The organism is Enterobacter sp. P82 (genome assembly GCF_037053385.1).
Lineage (GTDB): Bacteria > Pseudomonadota > Gammaproteobacteria > Enterobacterales > Enterobacteriaceae > Enterobacter.
Window position 1 is genome coordinate 2272781 of record NZ_JBALHX010000001.1, and the last position, 23574, is coordinate 2296354.

Sequence of the window (23574 nt, forward strand, 5' to 3'; positions counted from 1 at the left end):
GTCTCCATTAGAAGATGGTGAATGGAGCGACAACCATGAATTTCACGTCACGCTCATCCTGGAAGATGTTGCCGTAACCGCCTGCGTAGCTCGGAATGTCAGAGTGGTTGTCGTACTGGGTGAAGTGCAGTTTGAACATCGTGCCTTTCGCGCGGCCATCCTGCAGGGTGTAGATAGCATCCAGGCTGTAAGAAGACTCTTTCAGGCGATAGTTTGGATCGTAGTAAGCGTCAGGTGTAGCCATATCTGCAGGTTTTGCATCCCAGGCATAAGCGTAAGATGCACCCACCGCCCAGCCTGGCAGGTTCCAGTTTTTCAGATCATACATCGCACCGAAGAACACCGCTTTTTCGCCGTCGGCGTTGAAGTCAGAGCGGTTATCCCACCAGATATCAAGACGACCGTTAGACGATGCATAGGTTGGGGTCATACGCTGCAGGAAGTACCCCTGCTGCCCTTCCGCTTTCACCCATGTCCCTTCCAGACGCAAATCAACCTGTCCGACTTTGTAGCCGAAGGTGAGAGCCTGCAACCACGCGGTACCGTCATAGATATCATTGACGCCACCATTACTGACTTTGTCACGCGTACCGTAGAACTGGTAGCTGGTGCTCAGCGGGCTACCCGCGATATCAAATTTATAGCTGGCCTTGGCAAAGTACTGATCGATGTAACCTTGAGCCTGGCCAAATGCCGCCTCAAGTACCAGGTCGTTTTTAAAGTCGTATTTAGCACCCAGTGAATGGAGATAATCTACTTTGGTTTTCTTATCGTTCTGGTAGAACTTGTCCATTTCAATGTGCCATGGTGCTTTGTACTCGTTGGTCCACATATAGGAGAAGCTCAACGCACCGGCATCACCGTAATCAAAGTTGGCACCCGCTTCCGCTCCCTGGTAAGTACCCGGCATAAAGCTCCAGTGTGGTGCTAACAATGTCTGACCGGTTGGCTGAATATAACCACCGCGCGCCCATACCGGGCCGTATTTGAATTTCGCTGCTGCCTTATACAGGCTGATACCGCTTTTATCTCCGGACCAGTCTTCTTTATAGGCTTTATTACTGGAGGAGAATGCGATTTCGTTCGGATGGGCGCTGTCGCCGTTTTCTGCCATTTCAATTGCCGTGAATGCAGCAATATCCAGACCGAACATATCGGCAGCATAACCAGACTGGAAATCCAGATTGGCGTTCCAGGTGGAGTGAGAAAGGTTGGTTTTGTATTTGTCTTCAGTGACGTCTTTACGGTCACGTTCACGCTGCCAGTAGTAAATCCCCCCCGTGAGGGTTGAATCATCAATAAAACCTGCTGCCTTCGCCTCTGGTGCAATCACCAGGCCCGACATTGCTGTCACACCGGCAATAGCCAGCGCCAGCGCACTACGTTTGCCACTGAACGTACGCATAGATTATTCCTCTTTGACGAATTAAAACGCCTTAAACGGCGAAAAATATAAAAGACCTAATGGTCAGGGGTAGTTAGAAATACCCTCGAATTAACTACCGCCTTTAGGTTATTTTTCGCGACGCGAATTATCAATGCTTTTCAGCGAGCAAAAGTCAGGATTATGACGAAGTGCACATAATTGGTAGTGATTTGTAACATCTGTGCCAATGCGAGGATTTACAGGGAATAACGCGTATTTTGAGGGTGCGCTGCCCGTTTATTCTGTGTATTTTTTGTCCTTAAGGCTCTTCGTAAATATTGAAACTTTTTTTGAGTAAAATAAGTAGCACCTCATTGACCTGAATTTCGCACATACCTTATTTGAGCTGCGCGTTAATGGCCTGATCGTTAAATAAAAAAACGCCGCTTATCGCGGCGCTTGTTTCTCATTGACCAGAACAACGATATTATTCGCCGATCTTAGCCCAGGTGTCACGCAGACCAACGGTACGGTTAAATACCGGTTTTTCCGCCGTGCTGTAACGGCTATCCAGGCAGAAGTAACCTTCGCGTTCGAACTGGAACGCTTTACCCGCTTCGGCCGTTTTTAAAGACGGCTCGGCATAACCCTGTTTAATCACCAGAGATTCCGGGTTGATCGTCGCCAGGAAGTCTTCGGCAGCACCAGGGTTAGGGACACTGAACAGACGATCGTACAGGCGAATTTCAACAGGCAGCGCGTGTGCAGCGCTTACCCAATGGATAACGCCTTTCACTTTGCGGCCATCAGCCGGATCTTTGCTCAAGGTTTCAGCATCATAAGAACAGAAGATGGTGGTGATATTGCCTTCAGCATCTTTCTCTACGCGCTCAGCCTTGATGACGTAAGCATTACGCAGACGCACCTCTTTACCCAATACCAGACGCTTGTACTGCTTGTTCGCTTCTTCGCGGAAGTCAGCACGATCGATCCAGATTTCAGCGCTGAACGGTACGTCACGGCTACCCATTTCCGGTTTATTCGGATGGTTAGGCATGGACACCAGCTCGCTTTCACCCTGCGGGTAGTTTTCGATAACCAGTTTCACTGGGTCGATTACTGCCATTGCGCGCGGCGCGTTTTCGTTGAGATCTTCACGAATGCAGGATTCCAGAGACGCCATTTCAATGGTGTTATCCTGCTTAGTCACACCGATGCGTTTGCAGAACTCACGAATAGAAGCGGCGGTGTAACCACGACGACGCAGACCAGAGATGGTCGGCATACGCGGATCGTCCCAGCCTTCAACGTGCTTGTCGGTCACCAGCAGGTTCAGCTTACGCTTGGACATCACGGTGTATTCCAGATTCAGACGAGAGAACTCGTACTGACGTGGATGCACAGGGATAGTGATGTTATCCAGTACCCAGTCGTACAGACGACGGTTGTCCTGGAACTCCAGCGTACACAGAGAGTGAGTAATGCCTTCCAGCGCATCGCTGATGCAGTGGGTGAAGTCGTACATCGGGTAGATGCACCACTTGTTACCGGTCTGGTGGTGTTCCGCAAATTTAATACGGTACAGCACCGGGTCACGCATCACGATGAACGGAGATGCCATGTCAATTTTGGCACGCAGACAGGCTTTGCCTTCTTCGAAACCACCGGCACGCATTTTTTCAAACAGCGCCAGGTTCTCTTCCACGCCGCGATCGCGGTACGGGCTGTTTTTGCCCGGCGCAGTCAGCGAGCCGCGGTATTCACGGATCTCATCGGCAGACAGCTCGTCGACGTACGCCAGACCTTTGTTAATCAGCTCTACCGCATAGGCATACAGCTGATCAAAATAGTCAGAGGAGTAGCAGATGTCGCCAGACCAGTTAAAGCCCAGCCATTGCACGTCGTTCTTGATGGACTCAACGTATTCGATGTCTTCTTTTACTGGGTTGGTGTCATCGAAACGCAGGTTGCACTGCCCCTGGTAGTCCTGGGCAATGCCAAAGTTCAGGCAGATAGATTTCGCGTGACCAATATGCAGGTAACCGTTTGGCTCCGGCGGGAAACGCGTATGAATTGTGGTGTGCTTACCACTGGCCAGATCTTCATCGATGATCTGACGAATAAAGTTACTCGGGCGGGCTTCTGCCTCACTCATCGTGGATTCCTCAAAGCGTAAACAACGTATAACGGCATATGATCTTATAAGCCGGACGTAGTGACAACCCTTAAAACGGCTCTGAAGAAAATAATGGGGGCATTTGCTGCAAAAAAAAGCAGCGAGGGATATCCCCCGCCGCTTAAGGCATGACTCTACTCAGGAGCGATTACTTGCCTTTAATCTCATACAGTGGCGTTTGACCCGCAACCACCTGACCTTTCGCCTGAATGACCAGGCCACTAAAGTCATCAATGTTGCTGCAAACGACCGGACTAATCATTGAGCGCGCGTTGGCGTTCAGGAAGTCCAGATCCATTTCCAGGATTGGCTGCCCTGCGACCACTTCAGCACCCTCTTCCACCAGGCGAGTAAAGCCCTGGCCGTTCAGCGCAACGGTATCAATACCCATGTGGACAACGATCTCAGCACCATTCTCGGTTTCGAGGCAGAACGCATGGTTGGTATTGAAGATTTTTACGATGGTACCGGCTGCTGGTGACACCACGGTCTTTTCCGTTGGTTTTACCGCGACACCGTCACCGACCGCTTTGCTGGCGAAGGCTTCGTCAGGTACCTGCTCAATGGCAACCACGTCACCCGTCACTGGAGAAACCAGTGCGGCAACCGTTTTAGCATTTGGTACTGCCTGCGGTTTTGCGGCAGCTGGAGCAGCGGCTGGAGCTGCAGACGCTTCCACTGCGGCTACCGGACCTGTCGTTTTCATGGCATTGGCAATTTTTTCCGCTACGAACCCAACGATAATCTGCACGCTGGTTTTGTTCAGACGGATAACACCGGATGCCCCCAGGCGTTTAGCCAGCGCGTCGTTCACCAGAGAAGAGTCTTTTACGTTCAGACGCAGACGGGTGATACATGCGTCGATACCGGTCAGGTTGTCAGAACCACCGACAGCGGCGATGTACTGACGCGCCAGACCTGCAACATCCTGGTCTTTGTCCGCACTCACATTCACGTCCTGACCATCCGCTTCGCTACCGGCAACAGCCAGCTCACGACCCGGGGTCATCAGGTTGAATTTGGTGATAGTGAAACGGAACACCATGTAGTAGATCGCGAAGAACACCAGACCTTGCGGGATCAGCATCCACCAGTGGGTCGCCAGTGGGTTACGGGACGACAGCACCATATCCACCAGACCAGCGCTGAAGCCGAAGCCCGCAATCCAGTGCATGCTGGCAGCAATGAACACAGAGATACCCGTCAGCACGGCGTGGATCACATACAGCACAGGTGCCACGAACATGAAGGAGAATTCCAGCGGTTCAGTGATACCGGTGAAGAAAGCTGCAAATGCACCCGCCATCATGATACCCAGAACTTTCGCTTTGTTCTCTGGACGTGCGCAGTGGTAGATAGCCAGCGCTGCACCTGGCAGGCCGAACATCATGATTGGGAAGAAGCCCGCCTGGTAACGACCGGTGATACCGACAACCGCTTTACCTGCTTCGATGGACTGTGCGCCACCCAGGAAGTTAGGAATATCGTTAATACCGGCAACATCGAACCAGAATACGGAGTTCAGCGCGTGGTGCAGACCGACCGGGATCAGCAGACGGTTGAAGAACGCGTATACGCCCGCACCGACGGAACCCAGCTTCTGAATGTGCTCACCGAAGTTCACCAGACCGTCGAAGATCATCGGCCAGACGTACATCATGATGAACGCAACAACGATCATCACAAACGAGGTCAGGATGGGAACCAAACGGCGACCGCTAAAGAAGGAGAGTGCTTTTGGCAGCTCTACGCTGCTGAAGCGGTTATACAGTTCAGCGGAGATGATACCCACAAGGATACCGACAAACTGGTTGCTGATCTTACCGAATGCCGCCGGAACCTGGTCCGCCGGAATTTTTTGGATCATGGCCACCGCTGCTGGTGAGCAGAGAGTGGTTAACACGAGGAAACCGACAAAACCGGTCAGCGCAGCAGCACCGTCTTTGTCTTTGGACATACCGTAAGCCACACCAATCGCGAACAACACGGACATGTTGTCGATAATGGCGGAACCTGACTTGATAAAGAACGCCGCCAGCGCGCTGGTATTACCCCAGCCGTTGGGGTCGATCCAGTAGCCGACACCCATCAGGATGGCTGCGGCAGGCAGCGTGGCGACCGGCACCATAAGTGCGCGACCAACCTTTTGTAAATAACCTAGAATACTCACTTTCTTCCCCCTATGAGACCCCGTTTAAGGCATGTTCTCAGCTCTGTTTTTTATTGTGTCACGAACTATAAATACAGTTGATGATTCACTGGCATTGTGAGTGTGTGAAAAATTAATTCGTATCGCAAATTAAACACGTATTTTTTGTGATTTTTGTCACCAAATATCGTTATCAACCCTCCCTTATGCTGGCTAACTGCGAAAACTTATTTTATCATTCAAAAAATCAAGACGGATTGATCCGGCCTGAAAGATTCCAGGTTACGCTTAATTCAGGTTCCGATAGCCATCCGCCCACTCTTCTACTTTAACTCTTGAGGTGAACAATGAGACTGATTCCCCTGGCTACTGCTGAACAAGTTGGTAAATGGGCCGCTCGCCATATCGTTAACCGTATTAACGCATTTAAACCTACTGCTGATCGTCCTTTCGTTCTTGGTCTTCCAACAGGTGGCACACCGCTGACCGCGTATAAGGCACTGGTTGAGATGCATAAAGCAGGCCAGGTTAGCTTTAAACATGTTGTGACCTTCAATATGGACGAATATGTTGGCTTACCGAAGGATCACCCGGAAAGCTACCATAGCTTTATGCACCGCAATTTCTTTGATCACGTTGATATTCCATCTGAAAATATTAACCTGCTGAATGGAAACGCGCCTGATATTGACGCAGAATGTCGTCAGTATGAAGAAAAAATCCGTTCCTACGGTAAAATCCACCTGTTTATGGGTGGTGTAGGTAACGATGGTCATATCGCGTTTAACGAACCGGCGTCTTCTCTGGCTTCCCGTACCCGTATTAAAACGCTGACCCATGACACGCGCGTGGCAAACTCCCGCTTCTTTGACGGTGACGTTAACCAGGTTCCAAAATACGCCCTTACCGTAGGTGTAGGTACCCTGCTGGATGCCGAAGAAGTGATGATTCTGGTCCTGGGCAGCGTGAAAGCGCAGGCGCTCCAGGCTGCCGTTGAAGGCAACGTTAACCACATGTGGACCATCAGCTGCCTGCAGCTGCATCCGAAATCAGTCATCGTTTGTGACGAACCGTCCACGATGGAGCTGAAAGTGAAAACGCTGAAATACTTCAACGAATTAGAAGCAGAGAACATCAAAGGTCTGTAATTGAATAACCGCCTCTTCATCAAGAGGCGGCCGCTTTTTTTAACCGGGGGTCGTTATGTACGCTTTAACCCACGGTCGGATTTATACCGGCCATGATATTCTGGATGACCATGCGATTGTTATCGCTAATGGCCTGATTGAACGTGTTTGCCCGCTGGCAGAACTGCCGCCGGAGATTGAACAGCGCTCACTCAATGGAGCAGTAATCTCCCCCGGTTTCATCGACGTACAGCTCAACGGCTGCGGCGGTGTGCAATTCAATGACACCGCGGATGCGGTGACGGTAGAAACGCTGGAGATCATGCAAAAGGCCAACGAGAAATCGGGCTGCACCAGCTATCTGCCAACGCTCATCACCAGCAGTGATGACCTTATGAAACAGGGCATCCGCGTGATGCGTGAATACCTGGCAAAACACCCGAATCAGGCGCTGGGTCTGCACCTTGAAGGGCCATGGCTGAATATGGTCAAAAAAGGGACGCATAACCCGAATTACGTGCGCAAACCTGATGCGGAGCTGGTTGATTACATGTGTGCTAACGCCGATGTGATCACCAAAGTGACGCTGGCGCCTGAAATGACAGGTACGAATGTCATCAGCAAACTGGCTGCCGCCGGGATTATCGTTTCAGCGGGTCACTCAAACGCGACGCTGAAAGAAGCGAAAGCCGGTTTCCGCGCGGGCATTACCTTCGCCACGCACCTCTACAACGCAATGCCGTATATAACCGGTCGTGAACCGGGTCTGGTCGGAGCGATTCTGGATGAGCCAGACGTCTACTGCGGTATTATTGCTGACGGCTTACATGTCGATTACACCAACATTCGTAATGCCAAGCGGCTGAAAGGTGACAAGCTTTGTCTGGTCACCGATGCCACCGCGCCAGCAGGTGCAAATATTGAGCAGTTCATTTTTGCCGGTAAAACAATATACTACCGCAATGGACTGTGTGTGGATGAGAACGGCACGCTGAGTGGTTCTGCCCTGACCATGATTGAAGGGGTACGCAACCTGGTTGAGTATTGCGGTATTGCCCTCGATGAAGTGCTGCGTATGGCAACGCTTTATCCGGCGCGCGCAATGGGCGTTGATAAACAGCTTGGCGGAATTGCACCAGGTATGGTTGCAAACCTGACGGCATTCACACACGATTATAAAATTATTAAGACCATCGTTAATGGTAACGAGGTCGTCACTGAGTAAGTAAAAGTATGACACCAGGCGGACAAGCTCAAATAGGTAATGTCGATCTCGTTAAACAACTTAACAGTGCGGCGGTTTATCGTCTGATTGACCAGCACGGGCCAATCTCGCGAATTCAAATAGCCGAACAAAGCCAGCTTGCTCCCGCCAGCGTGACAAAAATTACCCGCCAACTCATCGAGCGCGGTTTGATCAAAGAAGTCGATCAACAGGCCTCCACCGGAGGCCGCCGCGCTATCTCTATTATTACCGAAACCCGTAATTTTCAGGCCATTGGCGTCCGCCTTGGCCGTCATGACACCACGCTAACGCTCTACGATCTGAGTAGCAAAGCCATTGCGGAAGAGCACTACCCCCTTCCTGAACGCACTCAGGAGACCCTGGAACACGCGCTGCTGAATACCATCGCGCAGTTTATTGAAAGCTGTCAGCGTAAAATCCGTGAACTCATCGCCATCTCCGTGATTCTGCCTGGTCTGGTCGACCCTGAAAGCGGCGTGATCCGCTATATGCCGCACATCCAGGTTGAAAACTGGGGGCTGGTCGATGCGCTGGAAAAGCGCTTTAAAGTGACCTGTTTTGTAGGCCATGACATTCGCTCTCTGGCGCTGGCAGAGCACTATTTTGGTGCCAGTCAGGACTGCGAAGACTCTATTCTGGTGCGCGTTCACCGCGGTACAGGTGCAGGCATTATCTCTAACGGGCGTATTTTTATTGGTCGCAACGGTAACGTCGGCGAGATCGGCCATATTCAGGTCGAGCCGCTTGGCGAACGTTGCCACTGCGGAAACTTTGGTTGTCTTGAGACCATTGCCGCCAATACGGCCATTGAGCAGCGTGTTCGCCATTTGCTTGAACAGGGTTATCAAAGCCGCGTCACACTGGGCGATTGCAAGATAGGAACCATCTGTAAAGCAGCCAATAAAGGCGACGCGCTGGCCTGTGAGGTGATCGAGCAAGTTGGACGCCACCTGGGCAAAACCATTGCTATCGCGATTAACCTGTTTAACCCGCAAAAAGTGGTGATCGCCGGTGAAATTGTTGAAGCGGAAAAGGTACTGCTGCCCGCCATTGAAGGCTGTATTAATACCCAGGCGCTGAAAGCATTCCGCCAGAATCTCCCGGTTGTTCGTTCAAAGCTTGACCATCGTTCAGCGATTGGTGCATTCGCACTGGTAAAACGTGCGATGCTCAACGGCATTCTGTTGCAGCATTTGCTGGAAAGTTGATCGAACCTTATAGTAACGCCTTCTTTTTTTGATGTCGGACTGTCCATGACCATTAAGAATGTAATTTGTGATATCGACGGCGTGCTGATGCACGACAACGTTGCTGTGCCGGGTGCTGCGGAGTTTCTTCACCGCATCATCGACAAAGGAATGCCTCTGGTTCTTCTCACGAACTACCCTTCTCAGACCGGTCAGGATCTGGCGAACCGTTTTGCCACAGCCGGTGTCGACGTGCCGGACAGCGTGTTTTATACCTCGGCGATGGCAACGGCTGATTTTCTGAAACGTCAGGAAGGGAAAAAAGCCTACGTGGTGGGTGAAGGTGCGCTGATCCATGAACTGTACAAAGCCGGTTTTACCATCACCGATGTGAACCCGGACTTTGTGATCGTGGGTGAAACGCGCTCCTTTAACTGGGAGATGATGCATAAAGCGGCATACTTTGTCGCCAGCGGCGCGCGCTTTATCGCCACCAACCCGGATACGCACGGCCGTGGCTTTTATCCGGCATGTGGTGCGCTCTGCGCCGGTATCGAGAAAATCTCTGGTCGTCAGCCGTTTGTAGTCGGGAAACCTAGCCCGTGGATCATCCGTGCCGCACTGAACAAAATGCAGGCTCACTCTGAAGAAACCGTCATTGTCGGCGACAACCTCCGCACCGATATTCTGGCCGGTTTCCAGGCAGGTCTTGAAACTATTCTGGTACTCTCTGGCGTCTCTCAGCTTGATGACATTGATTCAATGCCGTTCCGGCCGAGCTGGATTTACCCCTCCGTTGATGAAATTGACATTATCTGATGCCAGACCACGCCTCAGGGCGTGGTTTTTTCATTTTCAGCCCAGCCAAATAAAAACCCATCTAACAAAAACCATGTTTTATTGGATAATCATCAATAAAAGCATGCGTGACATACTCGTTTTTCACTATTCAGCAATTACCATTGCACTATTTCCGTTTTCGCCCGTAAAACGCTTGCGCACCCTGTCCCTTTGCGGCATTTTCATAAGCAAGCAACATCACAATGCAACAGGGTTAACGGAGAAGGTTATGTGTTCTATTTTTGGCGTACTGGATATTAAAACTGACGCGGGCGAACTGCGTAAAAAAGCACTCGAATTGTCCCGCCTGATGCGCCATCGCGGCCCGGACTGGTCCGGCGTTTACGCCAGCGATAAAGCTATTCTGGCTCACGAACGTCTGTCGATCGTAGACGTCAACGCTGGTGCTCAGCCGCTGTATAACGAGAAAAAAACGCACGCGCTAGCTGTCAACGGTGAAATCTACAACCATCAGGCACTGCGTGCCGAGTACGGCGACCGCTACGCGTTCCAGACCGGTTCTGACTGTGAAGTGATCCTCGCGCTGTATCAGGAGAAAGGCCCGGAGTTCCTGGACGACCTGCAGGGCATGTTTGCCTTCGCACTGTACGACAGCGAAAAAGACGCCTACCTGATCGGCCGTGACCACATCGGCATTATCCCGCTGTATATGGGTCACGATGAACACGGCAACTTCTATGTTGCCTCTGAAATGAAAGCCCTGGTACCGGTTTGCCGCACCATTAAAGAGTTCCCTGCAGGTAGCTACCTGTGGAGCAAAGACGGCGAGATCCGTCAGTATTATCAGCGCGATTGGTTCGACTATGATGCGGTAAAAGACAACGTCACGGACAAAGCCGAGCTGCGTCAGGCGCTGGAAGACTCCGTTAAAAGCCACCTGATGTCAGACGTGCCGTACGGCGTGCTGCTCTCCGGCGGTCTGGATTCCTCCGTGATCTCCGCGATCACCAAGAAATTTGCCGCCCGTCGCGTGGAAGATCAGGAACGCTCTGAAGCCTGGTGGCCACAGCTGCACTCCTTTGCCGTGGGCCTGGAAGGCGCGCCGGATCTGAAAGCCGCACAGGAAGTGGCAAACCATCTTGGTACCGTGCACCACGAAATTCATTTCACCGTGCAGGAAGGTCTGGATGCGATCCGCGATGTTATCTACCACATCGAAACTTATGATGTGACGACTATCCGCGCCTCTACGCCTATGTATCTGATGTCCCGTAAGATCAAAGCGATGGGCATTAAGATGGTGCTGTCTGGCGAAGGTTCTGACGAAGTATTCGGTGGCTACCTGTATTTCCACAAAGCGCCGAATGCCAAAGAGTTGCATGAAGAGACAGTGCGCAAACTTCAGGCGCTGCATATGTTTGACTGTGCGCGTGCCAACAAAGCGATGTCGGCCTGGGGTGTTGAAGCGCGTGTTCCGTTCCTGGATAAGAAATTCCTCGACGTCGCGATGCGTATCAACCCGCAGGACAAGATGTGCGGCAACGGCAAAATGGAAAAACATATCCTGCGCGAATGTTTTGAATCCTACCTGCCGGCAAGCGTGGCATGGCGTCAGAAAGAGCAGTTCTCTGACGGTGTAGGTTACAGTTGGATTGACACCCTGAAAGAGGTGGCGGCAAAACAGATTTCCGACCAACAACTGGAAACAGCGAGCTTCCGCTTCCCGTACAACACGCCGGGGTCTAAAGAGGCGTACCTGTACCGTGAGATCTTTGAAGAACTCTTCCCGGTTCCAAGCGCGGCCGAGTGTGTGCCGGGTGGCCCGTCCGTCGCCTGCTCTTCAGCAAAAGCAATTGAATGGGATGAATCTTTCAAGGCAATGAACGATCCATCAGGACGTGCTGTAGGCGTTCACCAGTCAGCATATAAATGATCGTCTGAATGACTAACAGGCCCTCCGGGGCCTGTTTTTTTTGCATTGTATTAAACTGGACAAAAACGATTAATAACCAATAATTGCCGAATATTCGGTCACGCTGTTCGCAACCTAACCAAACAGTCACATTCCGGCCATTTTCGTTGAAAAAGGTGTTGACGCTGCAAGGGTCTATACGCATAATGCGCCCCGCAACGCCGATAAGGTAACGCGAAAAAAGATGGCTACGTAGCTCAGTTGGTTAGAGCACATCACTCATAATGATGGGGTCACAGGTTCGAATCCCGTCGTAGCCACCATCTTTTTTGCGGGAGTGGCGAAATTGGTAGACGCACCAGATTTAGGTTCTGGCGCCGCAAGGTGTGCGAGTTCAAGTCTCGCCTCCCGCACCATTCCCAGGTAAGCGTTGCACGGATGGGGTATCGCCAAGCGGTAAGGCACCGGTTTTTGATACCGGCATTCCCTGGTTCGAATCCAGGTACCCCAGCCATATTTCTTCGATTTTGCGGTTCTCCGCGGTTATTGGGGTATCGCCAAGCGGTAAGGCACCGGTTTTTGATACCGGCATTCCCTGGTTCGAATCCAGGTACCCCAGCCATCGAAGATTGCAGTACTGGCTACGTAGCTCAGTTGGTTAGAGCACATCACTCATAATGATGGGGTCACAGGTTCGAATCCCGTCGTAGCCACCAAATTTAGATTGTCGATTTTTCGGTAATCAAGACAAATTGTTGGGGTATCGCCAAGCGGTAAGGCACCGGATTCTGATTCCGGCATTCCGAGGTTCGAATCCTCGTACCCCAGCCAATTTAAAAAGTCGTTAAACACTGTTTAACGCAATTGGGGTGTCGCCAAGCGGTAAGGCTCTGGTTTCTGATACCAGCATTCCGGGGTTCGAATCCCTGCACCCCAGCCACTTAGTAACAAAAAAGCCCGCTCTGCGGGCTTTTTTGTTTTTGTTGCTATTGTGCGGCCTGATGCCCTCACCCTGACCCTCTCCCATGGGGAGAGGGAATAAAGTTTAGAGTCCGAGGGCGTATTTCAACGCCTGACGCTTCAGACCTCCGGCACGTTCAGCCGCCATCAATCCAATATTACGCAGAATACGCACCGGCCCTACGTCATTGCTGAACCCGGCATAGAACAGATCCATCCCTGACTGCATGATGAAGTTATCCGCCATACGCCGCGTCTGGTAACGCTTAAGTACCTGATGGCTTGACCAGTCCTCCGCATGCCCGCGAGCACTACCCAGCACATCCAGTAATGCATCAACATCACGATACCCCAGGTTTACCCCCTGCCCTGCCAGCGGGTGAATGGTATGTGCCGCATCTCCTACCAGAGCCAGCCCTTCGCGGGCGTATTGCAACGCGTGTCGACGAGTCAGCGGGAATGCTCCTGCCGCAACCGGCGTCACATATCCCAGCCGGCTCGGGAAGTGGCGCATAATTTCGTCTTGCAGTTGCGCCATCGAAAGCCCCTGCAACTGACGAATACGCGCCGGTTTGTCGTACCACACCAGCGATGCCCAGTTATCGAACAATGGCAAAAACGCGTGTGGACCATTCGGTGTAAAGTGCTGCCAGGTGCTCTCTCCTGGCGCATTCTCACACTGAACAGTAATCAACATACAAGACTGTTGATACTGCCAGGCATGAACCCCAATCCCCGCCATCTCTCTGACCTGAGAATTGGCGCCATCAGCGCCCACCACCAGCTTCACGGCTAATTCATTATCATTATCCAGCGTCAGGCGATATCCGTTGTCATAACGATGCAGGGCTTTGAGTGACGATGGGACACGCAACGTCACCTTCGGGTGTGTCTCCAGCGCCTGCCAGAGCGCCCGCTGGAGGACGTTGTTTTCCACCATATAGCCCAGACGGGGCAGTTTGAGTTCAGCGGCATCAAACGCGACGTGGGCATTTTCCCACTCCCACGTTTCGAGGCGGCTGTAAGGGTGAGCACGCATCGTCAGCACCGCGTCCCAAACGCCCAGCCCGCGCAGTAGATCAACTGAGGCGGCACTGATCGCGGAAATACGCACATCCGGCTTTGCCGTCGGGTCAAACGTAGCAGGAGCAGCCTGCTCGATAACCGTCACCTCAAATCCCTGCTGCGCCAGCCCCAGCGCCAGTGCGCCGCCGACCATACCGCCGCCGACTACGGCGATTTCGGTTTGTTGGAGTGTCATGGTCAATTTTCCTTATTGCAGAATCCCTTAAGTTTACCGGATTTTTGGGGTCAGGAGGTTGACAACCTTCATACTGGTCACAACCGCACCAAAGCATTACAATACGCGGCTTGCAATCCTGAGCTGAGCAAGTCGATGACTAAAAAACTCCATATAAAAACCTGGGGCTGTCAGATGAACGAATACGATTCATCCAAGATGGCCGATCTGCTGGATACAACCCACGGATACCAGCTGACTGAAAATGCGAAAGAAGCCGATGTGCTGCTGCTAAACACCTGTTCTATTCGTGAAAAAGCGCAGGAAAAAGTCTTTCATGTGTTAGGTCGCTGGAAACTTCTCAAACGAAAAAATCCGGACCTGATCATAGGTGTTGGCGGTTGTGTTGCGTCGCAGGAAGGGAAACTGATCCGCCAGAGAGCCCCGTATGTGGATATTGTCTTTGGCCCTCAGACCCTGCACCGCCTGCCTGAGATGATCAATCAGGTTCGCGGCAATCGTAGCCCGGTTGTTGACGTCAGCTTCCCGGAGATTGAAAAATTTGACCGTCTGCCAGAGCCGCGCGCTGATGGCCCGACCGCTTTTGTCTCTATCATGGAAGGCTGCAACAAATACTGTACTTACTGCGTGGTGCCTTACACGCGCGGTGAAGAGGTCAGCCGTCCGGCGGATGACATTCTGTTTGAAATCGCGCAGCTTGCCGCGCAGGGCGTACGCGAAGTGAACCTGCTGGGTCAAAACGTTAACGCCTGGCGCGGTGAGAACTATGACGGCAGCACCGGCAGCTTTGCCGAGCTGCTGCGTCTGGTGGCCGCGATTGACGGTATCGACCGCATTCGCTTCACCACCAGCCATCCGATGGAATTTACCGATGACATCATTGATGTTTATCGCGACACGCCGGAACTGGTGAGCTTCCTGCACCTGCCGATTCAGTGTGGTTCTGACCGCGTGCTGAACCTGATGGGGCGCCCACATACGGTACTGGAGTACAAATCCACCATCCGTAAACTGCGTGAAGCCCGTCCTGATATCCAGATTAGCTCGGACTTTATCGTCGGTTTCCCTGGCGAAACTGCCGATGACTTTGAGCGCACCATGAAGCTCATCGGCGACGTGAATTTTGACGTTAGCTACAGCTTCATCTTCTCTGCACGTCCAGGAACCCCTGCGGCAGATATGGTTGACGATGTGCCGGAAGAAGAGAAAAAGCAGCGTCTGTATATTCTGCAGGAGCGTATCAACCAGCAGGCCAATGCCTGGAGTCGTCGTATGCTTGGTACTGTCCAGCGTATTCTGGTTGAAGGCACCTCCCGCAAGAGCATTATGGAACTCTCCGGTCGTACCGAAAATAACCGCGTGGTGAACTTCGAAGGCACCCCGGATATGATCGGTAAGTTCGTGGACGTCGAGATTGTGGAAGTGCTGACCAACTCGCTGCGAGCGAAGGTGGTACGTACCGAGGATGAAATGGGTCTGCGCATTGCAGAATCTCCGGAATCCGTCATTTCCCGAACCCGAAAAGAAAACGATTCTGGCGTGGGTATCTATCAGCCGTAATGCGTCCAGGCCTGCCTTTCTGGCAGGCCTTGTAATTCCCCTCTTCGCCCCCAATATCCATCGCAATGCTTGCGCCTTTATTCTGTGGCGTGAATAATTTCGGTAATGACAGTTTTATGATGCCAGCCCTACTAAACACTCAAAGAGGAACGGTTTGAATATAGACACGCGTGAAATTAGCCTTGAGCCAGCAGACAACGCTCGCCTGCTGAGCCTGTGCGGGCCGTTTGATGACAACATCAAACAACTGGAGCGACGTCTGGGTATCGAAATCAATCGTCGCGATAATCATTTCAAACTGACCGGACGCCCTATCTGCGTCAACGCCGCAGCAGATATTCTGCGTAGCCTGTATGTGGATACCTCCCCAATGCGCGGCGAAATTCAGGATATCGAACCAGAACAGATCCACCTCGCCATTAAAGAAGCGCGAGTGCTTGAGCAGAGCGCGGAAAGTGTGCCTGACTACGGCAAGGCAATTAACATCAAAACCAAACGTGGCGTGATTAAGCCGCGTACGCCAAATCAGGCGCAGTACATCGCGAATATCCTCGACCATGACATCACCTTCGGTGTAGGACCGGCCGGTACCGGTAAAACTTATCTGGCGGTCGCCGCGGCAGTGGATGCGCTGGAGCGTCAGGAGATCCGCCGTATTCTGCTGACCCGCCCTGCGGTTGAAGCGGGCGAGAAACTGGGCTTCCTGCCAGGCGATCTGAGCCAGAAAGTCGACCCATACCTGCGCCCTTTATACGATGCGCTGTTCGAAATGCTCGGTTTTGAAAAAGTTGAGAAACTTATTGAGCGTAACGTTATCGAAGTTGCTCCGCTCGCTTATATGCGCGGCCGTACACTGAACGATGCGTTTATCATTCTCGATGAAAGTCAGAACACCACCATCGAACAGATGAAGATGTTCCTGACGCGTATCGGCTTTAACTCGAAAGCGGTCATTACCGGTGACGTCACGCAGATCGACCTGCCGCGCAGTACCAAATCTGGCCTGCGTCACGCCATTGAGGTGCTGGCTGAGGTCGAAGAAATCAGCTTTAACTTCTTCCACAGCGAAGACGTCGTACGCCACCCAGTTGTCGCGCGTATTGTTAACGCCTACGAGACCTGGGAAGAAGCCGATCAGAAGCGTAAGGCCGAACTGGCAGCAGAACGTAAGCGCGAAGCGCAGGAGCAAGAACAGAAATGAGTCAGGTGATCCTCGATTTACAGCTGGCCTGTGAAGATAACTCCGGCATGCCAGAAGAGGCGCAGTTTCAGAAATGGCTGGATGCCGTTATCCCCCAGTTTCAGGAAGAATCAGAAGTCACGATTCGCCTGGTGGATGAAGCCGAAAGCCATGAGCTTAACCTGACCTATCGTGGGAAAGATAAGCCGACCAACGTGCTCTCTTTCCCGTTCGAAGCCCCACCGGGCATTGAGATGCCGCTGCTGGGCGATCTGATCATCTGCCGCCAGGTGGTTGAGCAGGAAGCCAAAGAGCAGCAAAAACCCCTTGAAGCCCACTGGGCGCATATGGTGGTACATGGCAGCCTGCATCTGCTCGGCTACGATCATATAGAAGATGACGAAGCAGAAGAGATGGAGTCCCTCGAGACAGAGATAATGCTTGCTCTGGGCTATGAGGATCCGTACATTGCCGAGAAAGAATAGTCAGTCACCCCACTGACTAACATGCCGCCACGAAAGGAAATCGCGTGGCGGTAAACGTTGAACTAACAAGAGAACCCTTAACAAACGCCATGAGCGACGACAATTCACACAGTAGCGACACGACAAACGGTAAAAAGGGATTTTTCTCCCTCATTCTGAACCAGCTTTTCCACGGCGAACCGAAAAACCGTGATGAACTGCTGGAGCTGATTCGTGATTCCGGGCAAAACGACCTTATCGATGAAGATACGCGCGAAATGCTCGAAGGGGTCATGGACATCGCAGACCAGCGCGTCCGCGATATCATGATCCCCCGTTCGCAAATGATCACCCTGAAACGTAACCAGACACTGGACGAGTGCCTCGATGTGATTATCGAATCCGCTCACTCACGTTTCCCGGTCATCAGCGAAGACAAAGATCACATCGAAGGGATTTTGATGGCGAAAGATCTGCTGCCGTTTATGCGCAGCGATTCTGACGCTTTCAGCATGGAAAAAGTGTTACGTCAGGCCGTGGTTGTGCCGGAAAGTAAACGTGTGGATCGGATGCTGAAAGAGTTTCGCTCTCAGCGTTACCACATGGCGATTGTTATTGATGAATTTGGCGGTGTGTCGGGTCTTGTCACGATCGAAGATATTCTTGAGCTGATCGTGGGAGAAATCGAAGATGAGTATGACGAAGAAGAAGATATCGACTTCCGTCAACTGAGCCGCCACACCTGGACTGTGCGTGCGCTGGCCTCGATTGAAGACTTTAACGACGCCTTCGGCACCCACTTCAGCGATGAAGAGGTCGATACCATTGGCGGTCTGGTGATGCAGGCCTTTGGCCACCTCCCGGCGCGCGGTGAGACCGTTGACATCGACGGTTACCAGTTCAAGGTAGCGATGGCCGACAGCCGACGTATTATACAGGTTCATGTCAGAACGCCGGATGACTCACCGGTGCCAAAACTGGAAGATTAATGTAAATGGCATTTGCCCCACTGCTTGAACGCCAGCGCGTCCGTTTGCTGCTGGCGCTGTTACTCGGAGCCAGCGGTACGCTGGCTTTTTCTCCTTACGATATCTGGCCCGCCGCCATACTCTCCCTGATGGGGCTACAGGGGCTGACCCTGAACCGTCGTCCGGTGCAGGCCGCTGCGATTGGCTACTTCTGGGGACTGGGGCTGTTTGGTTCCGGTATCAACTGGGTCTACGTCAGCATTGCTCAGTTTGGCGGTATGCCAGGGCCGGTGAACGTCTTCCTGGTCGTCCTGCTCGCGGCCTATCTCTCGCTCTATACCGGTCTGTTCGCCGGCATTCTTTCTCGTCTGTGGCCACAAACAACCTGGCTGCGCGTCGCTATTGCGGCGCCGGTTGTCTGGCAAATTACCGAGTTCCTGCGTGGCTGGGTATTGACCGGTTTCCCATGGTTGCAGTTCGGCTACAGCCAGATTGACGGACCGCTGAAAGGCCTGGCACCGGTGATGGGCGTTGAGGCGATTAACTTCCTGCTGATGGTTGTCAGCGGCCTGCTGGTACTGGCGCTGGTCAAGCGCTGCTGGAAGCCGCTGGTTGTGGCGCTGGTACTGTTCGCACTGCCCTTCCCGCTGCGCTATATCCAGTGGTATACCCTGGAGCCAGAACGCGCTACGCAAGTTTCCATGGTGCAGGGTGATATCCCACAGGCCATGAAGTGGGATGAAAAGCAGCTTCTGAATACGCTGAAGATCTACGCCAACGCGACCGAAGAGGTCATGGGCAAATCACAGCTGATTATCTGGCCGGAATCTGCGATCCCGGACCTGGAAATAAACCAGCAGCCGTTCCTGAACATGATGAACGACCTGCTGCTCGCGCGCGGCAGCACGCTGATTACCGGTATTGTTGATGCGCGTCTGAATCAGCAGAACCGTTATGACACCTATAACACCATCATTACCCTCGGCAAAGATAGCGAATACAGCTACAACTCCACTGACCGGTACAACAAGAATCACCTGGTTCCGTTTGGTGAATTTGTCCCGCTGGAGTCCATTCTGCGCCCGCTGGCACCGTTCTTTGACCTGCCGATGTCCTCTTTCAGCCGTGGTCCATACGTTCAGCCACAGCTGCATGCGCACGGTTTTGCCCTGACCGCAGCCATTTGCTACGAAATTATCCTCGGCGAGCAGGTACGCGATAACTTCCGCCCGGACACGGACTTCCTTCTGACCATCTCCAATGATGCGTGGTTTGGTAAGTCTATTGGCCCATGGCAACACTTCCAGATGGCGCGGATGCGTTCCCTGGAGCTGGCGCGTCCACTGCTGCGTAGCACCAACAACGGCATCACCGCCGTAATTGGCCCACAGGGTGAAATTCAGGCCATGATCCCGCAGTTTACCCGTGAAGTACTGACCACCAAAGTCACGCCAACTACGGGCCTGACGCCGTACGCTCGTACCGGCAACTGGTCACTGTGGATCCTGACCGCGCTGTTTGGTTTTGGCGCAGTGCTGATGAGTCTCCGTCAGCGTCGTAAATAACCTTACCTTCTGTTGCCGGGTGGCGCTGACGCTTACCCGGCCTACTTTTCCATGCTCTAGCCACCACCCGACACTTCCCTCCAGACTCCAATTCTGGCACGCCTATTGCTTTGTTTATTCAAGTAAACGCAGTTTGGCTTAACGTGCAACCTGGTCGCACCAGCGTAGATCATCGGTAGCACCGAAACGGTGCAACGAGAGATTTTTGCCTCTGAATGGTGCGGCGCGCTTCGCAAAAATAAACAATAACGCAGCAAAATCTTTACATTAAGCCAGACTAAATGTTAACAAGCTTGCATAACACTGCACTCGCATAGCGCGAGATATAACAACATCACAATGGGTATCAATGCGTCACTGGCGCTGATAAAAAAGGAGTTGGGTATGCAATTACGTAAACTGGCCACAGCAATGCTGGTTATGGGGATGTCTGCAGGCGTGGTTCACGCTGAAGACGCTCCGGCTGCCGGAAGCACTCTCGACAAGATTGCCAAAAACGGCGTGATCGTGGTCGGCCACCGTGAATCTTCTGTTCCGTTCTCTTACTACGACAACACGCAAAAAGTCGTGGGTTATTCACAGGATTACTCCAACGCCATCGTTGAAGCCGTGAAGAAAAAGTTGAACAAACCTGACCTGCAGGTGAAGCTGATCCCAATCACTTCACAAAACCGTATTCCACTGCTGCAAAACGGCACCTTCGATTTTGAGTGTGGCTCCACCACCAACAACCTTGAGCGTCAGAAACAGGCTGCTTTCTCTGACACCATCTTCGTGGTAGGTACCCGTCTGCTGACCAAAAAAGGCGGCGAGATTAAAGATTTTGCTGATCTGAAAGGCAAAGCGGTCGTTGTCACCTCCGGTACCACCTCAGAAGTGCTGCTGCACAAACTGAATGATGAGAAGAAAATGGATATGCGCATCATCAGCGCGAAAGACCATGGCGACTCCTTCCGTACCCTGGAAAGTGGCCGTGCTGTCGCGTTTATGATGGATGACGCCCTGCTGGCGGGCGAACGCGCGAAAGCGAAGAAACCGGACAACTGGGAAATCGTCGGTACTGCACAGTCAAAAGAAGCTTATGGCTGCATGCTGCGTAAAGACGATGCTGAGTTCAAAAAACTGATCGACGACACCATCGCCCAGGCACAAACCTCCGGCGAAGCGGAAAAATGGTTCGATAAGTGGTTCAAGAACCCAATTCCACCAAAAAACCTGAACATGAACTTTGAACTGTCTGACGACATGAAAGCGCTGTTCAAATCACCAAATGACAAGGCTCTTAACTAATTAGAACAACAGGGGCGGGATATCCTGCCCTCTCGATTGTCGGGAAGCATGGACAGACTATACGTTGAGTGGTCGTTCCCCACTCAGCGCGAAAAATAAGCTTCTCACCAATCTTCGAGGGTAGCGCTGCTACCCTTTTTTTTCTGGAGTTTATTATGTCAATAGACTGGAACTGGGGCATATTTCTGCAACAAGCCCCGTTCGGCAACACCACCTATCTTGGCTGGTTATGGAGCGGCTTTCAGGTCACTGTGGCTTTATCCATAACGGCATGGATTATCGCGTTTCTTGTTGGCTCACTGTTCGGTATTTTGCGTACCGTCCCTAACCGTTTTCTTTCAACCCTCGGCACTTTGTATGTGGAACTGTTCCGTAACGTTCCGCTGATTGTGCAGTTCTTTACCTGGTATCTGGTGATTCCGGAACTGCTGCCGGAAAATATTGGTACGTGGTTCAAGTCGGAACTGGATCCTAACGTTCAGTTCTTTGTCTCCTCAATGCTCTGTCTGGGGCTGTTTACCGCTGCCCGCGTGTGCGAGCAGGTGCGAGCCGCCATTCAGTCATTGCCGCGTGGACAAAAAAATGCAGGCCTGGCGATGGGATTAACACTGCCACAAACTTACCGTTATGTGCTGCTGCCCAACGCCTACCGCGTTATCGTTCCACCGATGACCTCTGAGATGATGAACCTGGTGAAAAACTCGGCCATCGCCTCGACCATCGGCCTGGTGGATATGGCTGCGCAGGCGGGTAAGTTGCTGGATTACTCCGCTCATGCGTGGGAATCCTTCACCGCGATCACACTCGCCTATGTTCTGATTAACGCTTTCATCATGCTGGTGATGAACCTGGTTGAACGCAAAATCCGCCTGCCGGGTAATCTGGGGGGCAAATAATGTACGAATTTGACTGGAGTTCCATTGTTCCATCCATGCCATACCTGCTTGATGGCCTGGTGATTACCTTAAAAATCACCGTTATCGCCATCATCATCGGTATTGTCTGGGGTACCCTGCTGGCGGTCATGCGCTTGTCGAGCTTTAAGCCGCTCGCCTGGTTCGCAACGGCCTACGTTAACGTTTTCCGTTCCATTCCGCTAGTGATGGTGCTGCTGTGGTTTTACCTGATTGTTCCCGGCTTCCTGCAAAACGTACTGGGACTGTCACCGAAAACCGATATCCGCCTGATCTCCGCGATGGTGGCGTTCTCCATGTTTGAGGCCGCTTACTATTCAGAGATTATCCGTGCGGGTATCCAGAGTATTTCTCGTGGGCAATCCAGTGCCGCACTTGCGCTGGGGATGACACACTGGCAGTCCATGCAACTCATCATTCTGCCGCAGGCGTTTCGCGCCATGGTTCCACTCCTGCTGACTCAGGGCATCGTGCTGTTCCAGGATACCTCTCTGGTATATGTACTCAGCCTGGCAGACTTCTTCCGTACCGCCTCCACCATCGGTGAGCGTGATGGTACGCAGGTAGAAATGGTGCTCTTCGCGGGTGCGGTCTATTTTGTGATTAGTTTAAGTGCGTCGCTGTTGGTCAGTTGGCTGAAGAAAAGGACGGTATAATGATTTCCCTGAAAAATGTTTCTAAATGGTATGGGCACTTTCAGGTGCTGACCGACTGCTCCACCGAAGTGAAAAAAGGCGATGTGGTGGTAGTGTGCGGACCGTCAGGTTCCGGTAAATCCACGCTGATCAAAACCGTCAACGGACTGGAGCCGGTGCAGCAGGGTGAGATCGTCGTCAACGGCACTAAAGTCAATGACAAAAAAACCAATCTCGCCCAGCTCCGCTCTCACGTTGGCATGGTGTTCCAGCATTTTGAGCTGTTCCCTCACCTCTCCATTATTGAGAACCTGACGCTGGCGCAGGTAAAAGTGCTTAAGCGCGATAAAAAAGCGTCGCGCGAGAAAGGGCTGAAACTCCTGGAACGCGTTGGGCTCTCTGCGCATGCCGATAAATTCCCGGCACAACTTTCGGGTGGCCAACAGCAGCGTGTGGCGATCGCCCGCGCGCTGTGCATGGATCCGGTGGCAATGCTGTTTGATGAGCCAACGTCGGCGCTCGATCCAGAGATGATCAACGAAGTGCTGGACGTCATGGTCGAACTGGCACACGAAGGGATGACCATGATGGTGGTGACTCACGAAATGGGCTTTGCCCGCAAAGTGGCAAACCGCGTGATCTTTATGGACGAAGGGAAGATCGTGGAAGACTCACCGAAAGAAGAGTTCTTCGCTAACCCGAAATCAGAACGTGCGAAAGATTTCCTCGCGAAAATCCTGCACTAATACTCTCAGTGCGCAATCTACGGATTGCGCACTGCTTCACGCTTTTGCCCACATCTTCTCGCCGGCG

General features: G+C 52.3%; 18 protein-coding genes and 7 tRNA genes. 21 read left to right on the forward strand and 4 right to left on the reverse strand.

Annotated elements, in window-relative coordinates; genetic code table 11:
• Positions 1-7: 7 nt before the first annotated feature.
• The 3 genes from chiP to nagE all read right to left on the reverse strand — a co-directional run bounded on the left by chiP (position 8) and on the right by nagE (position 5712).
• Positions 8-1405 carry a chitoporin ChiP gene (gene chiP / locus WB237_RS10865; protein WP_336212911.1) on the reverse strand — a complete coding sequence of 466 codons (1398 nt, stop codon included), beginning with the start codon at positions 1403-1405 and terminating at the stop codon, positions 8-10.
• Positions 1406-1853: 448 nt separating this feature from the next.
• A complete protein-coding gene (glnS, locus tag WB237_RS10875) occupies positions 1854-3521 on the reverse strand; it encodes a glutamine--tRNA ligase (protein ID WP_336212912.1) in 1668 nt (555 codons plus the stop codon).
• Between the two features lie 169 nt (positions 3522-3690).
• Positions 3691-5712: an N-acetylglucosamine-specific PTS transporter subunit IIBC gene (gene nagE, locus WB237_RS10880; RefSeq protein ID WP_336212913.1), complete on the reverse strand. Its 2022-nt coding sequence runs from the start codon at positions 5710-5712 to the stop codon at positions 3691-3693.
• Between the two features lie 326 nt (positions 5713-6038).
• Here nagE and nagB point away from each other — a divergent pair, with 326 nt between their 5' ends.
• The 12 genes from nagB to WB237_RS10940 all read left to right on the forward strand — a co-directional run bounded on the left by nagB (position 6039) and on the right by WB237_RS10940 (position 12904).
• Positions 6039-6839 (forward strand): glucosamine-6-phosphate deaminase, encoded by an 801-nt coding sequence (gene nagB, locus WB237_RS10885; RefSeq protein WP_336212914.1) that lies wholly within the window; start codon positions 6039-6041, stop codon positions 6837-6839.
• 55 nt (positions 6840-6894) lie between these two features.
• Entirely contained in the window at positions 6895-8043 is a 1149-nt protein-coding gene (gene nagA, locus WB237_RS10890; protein ID WP_336212915.1) for an N-acetylglucosamine-6-phosphate deacetylase, read from the forward strand.
• A gap of 8 nt (positions 8044-8051) precedes the next feature.
• Positions 8052-9272: a DNA-binding transcriptional regulator NagC gene (gene nagC / locus WB237_RS10895; protein WP_336212917.1), complete on the forward strand. Its 1221-nt coding sequence runs from the start codon at positions 8052-8054 to the stop codon at positions 9270-9272.
• Between the two features lie 45 nt (positions 9273-9317).
• Entirely contained in the window at positions 9318-10070 is a 753-nt protein-coding gene (gene nagD / locus WB237_RS10900; protein ID WP_023310763.1) for a ribonucleotide monophosphatase NagD, read from the forward strand.
• Positions 10071-10320: 250 nt separating this feature from the next.
• Entirely contained in the window at positions 10321-11985 is a 1665-nt protein-coding gene (gene asnB, locus WB237_RS10905) for an asparagine synthase B (protein WP_336212919.1), read from the forward strand.
• 225 nt (positions 11986-12210) lie between these two features.
• Positions 12211-12287 (forward strand) — tRNA-Met (locus WB237_RS10910).
• 8 nt (positions 12288-12295) lie between these two features.
• A tRNA-Leu gene (locus WB237_RS10915) sits at positions 12296-12380 on the forward strand.
• A 23-nt stretch (positions 12381-12403) separates the two neighbouring features.
• A tRNA-Gln gene (locus WB237_RS10920) sits at positions 12404-12478 on the forward strand.
• 33 nt (positions 12479-12511) lie between these two features.
• Positions 12512-12586: transfer RNA gene (locus WB237_RS10925), tRNA-Gln, on the forward strand.
• Positions 12587-12603: 17 nt separating this feature from the next.
• Positions 12604-12680, forward strand: a tRNA-Met gene (locus tag WB237_RS10930).
• A gap of 40 nt (positions 12681-12720) precedes the next feature.
• Positions 12721-12795: transfer RNA gene (locus tag WB237_RS10935), tRNA-Gln, on the forward strand.
• Positions 12796-12829: 34 nt separating this feature from the next.
• Positions 12830-12904: transfer RNA gene (locus WB237_RS10940), tRNA-Gln, on the forward strand.
• A gap of 105 nt (positions 12905-13009) precedes the next feature.
• Here WB237_RS10940 and ubiF read toward each other — a convergent pair.
• Positions 13010-14185, reverse strand: a complete 1176-nt coding sequence (gene ubiF, locus WB237_RS10945; protein WP_336212921.1) for a 3-demethoxyubiquinol 3-hydroxylase — start codon at positions 14183-14185, stop codon at positions 13010-13012.
• A gap of 135 nt (positions 14186-14320) precedes the next feature.
• On the opposite strand from ubiF, the gene miaB reads away from it, so the two are divergent.
• From miaB to WB237_RS10990, 9 genes are all read left to right on the forward strand, one after another.
• On the forward strand, positions 14321-15745 hold the full coding sequence (gene miaB / locus WB237_RS10950) for a tRNA (N6-isopentenyl adenosine(37)-C2)-methylthiotransferase MiaB (protein WP_049007961.1): 1425 nt from the start codon (positions 14321-14323) through the stop codon (positions 15743-15745).
• A 154-nt stretch (positions 15746-15899) separates the two neighbouring features.
• Positions 15900-16946 carry a PhoH family protein gene (locus tag WB237_RS10955; protein ID WP_336212923.1) on the forward strand — a complete coding sequence of 349 codons (1047 nt, stop codon included), beginning with the start codon at positions 15900-15902 and terminating at the stop codon, positions 16944-16946.
• Entirely contained in the window at positions 16943-17410 is a 468-nt protein-coding gene (ybeY, locus tag WB237_RS10960) for an rRNA maturation RNase YbeY (protein WP_003858677.1), read from the forward strand. The genes WB237_RS10955 and ybeY overlap by 4 nt, the downstream gene beginning before the upstream one ends.
• Positions 17411-17499: 89 nt before the next feature.
• Positions 17500-18378, forward strand: coding sequence for a CNNM family magnesium/cobalt transport protein CorC (gene corC, locus WB237_RS10965; protein ID WP_028019465.1), 879 nt, complete (start codon positions 17500-17502; stop codon positions 18376-18378).
• A 5-nt stretch (positions 18379-18383) separates the two neighbouring features.
• Positions 18384-19922, forward strand: a complete 1539-nt coding sequence (lnt, locus tag WB237_RS10970; protein ID WP_336212924.1) for an apolipoprotein N-acyltransferase — start codon at positions 18384-18386, stop codon at positions 19920-19922.
• Positions 19923-20306: 384 nt separating this feature from the next.
• Positions 20307-21212, forward strand: coding sequence for an amino acid ABC transporter substrate-binding protein (locus WB237_RS10975; RefSeq protein ID WP_014069338.1), 906 nt, complete (start codon positions 20307-20309; stop codon positions 21210-21212).
• Between the two features lie 155 nt (positions 21213-21367).
• Positions 21368-22108: an amino acid ABC transporter permease gene (locus WB237_RS10980; protein ID WP_316943542.1), complete on the forward strand. Its 741-nt coding sequence runs from the start codon at positions 21368-21370 to the stop codon at positions 22106-22108.
• Entirely contained in the window at positions 22108-22782 is a 675-nt protein-coding gene (gene gltK / locus WB237_RS10985) for a glutamate/aspartate ABC transporter permease GltK (protein ID WP_014883002.1), read from the forward strand. Before WB237_RS10980 ends, gltK begins: the two co-directional genes overlap by 1 nt.
• Positions 22782-23507, forward strand: coding sequence for an amino acid ABC transporter ATP-binding protein (locus tag WB237_RS10990; RefSeq protein WP_014883001.1), 726 nt, complete (start codon positions 22782-22784; stop codon positions 23505-23507). The genes gltK and WB237_RS10990 overlap by 1 nt, the downstream gene beginning before the upstream one ends.
• Positions 23508-23574: the final 67 nt, after the last annotated feature.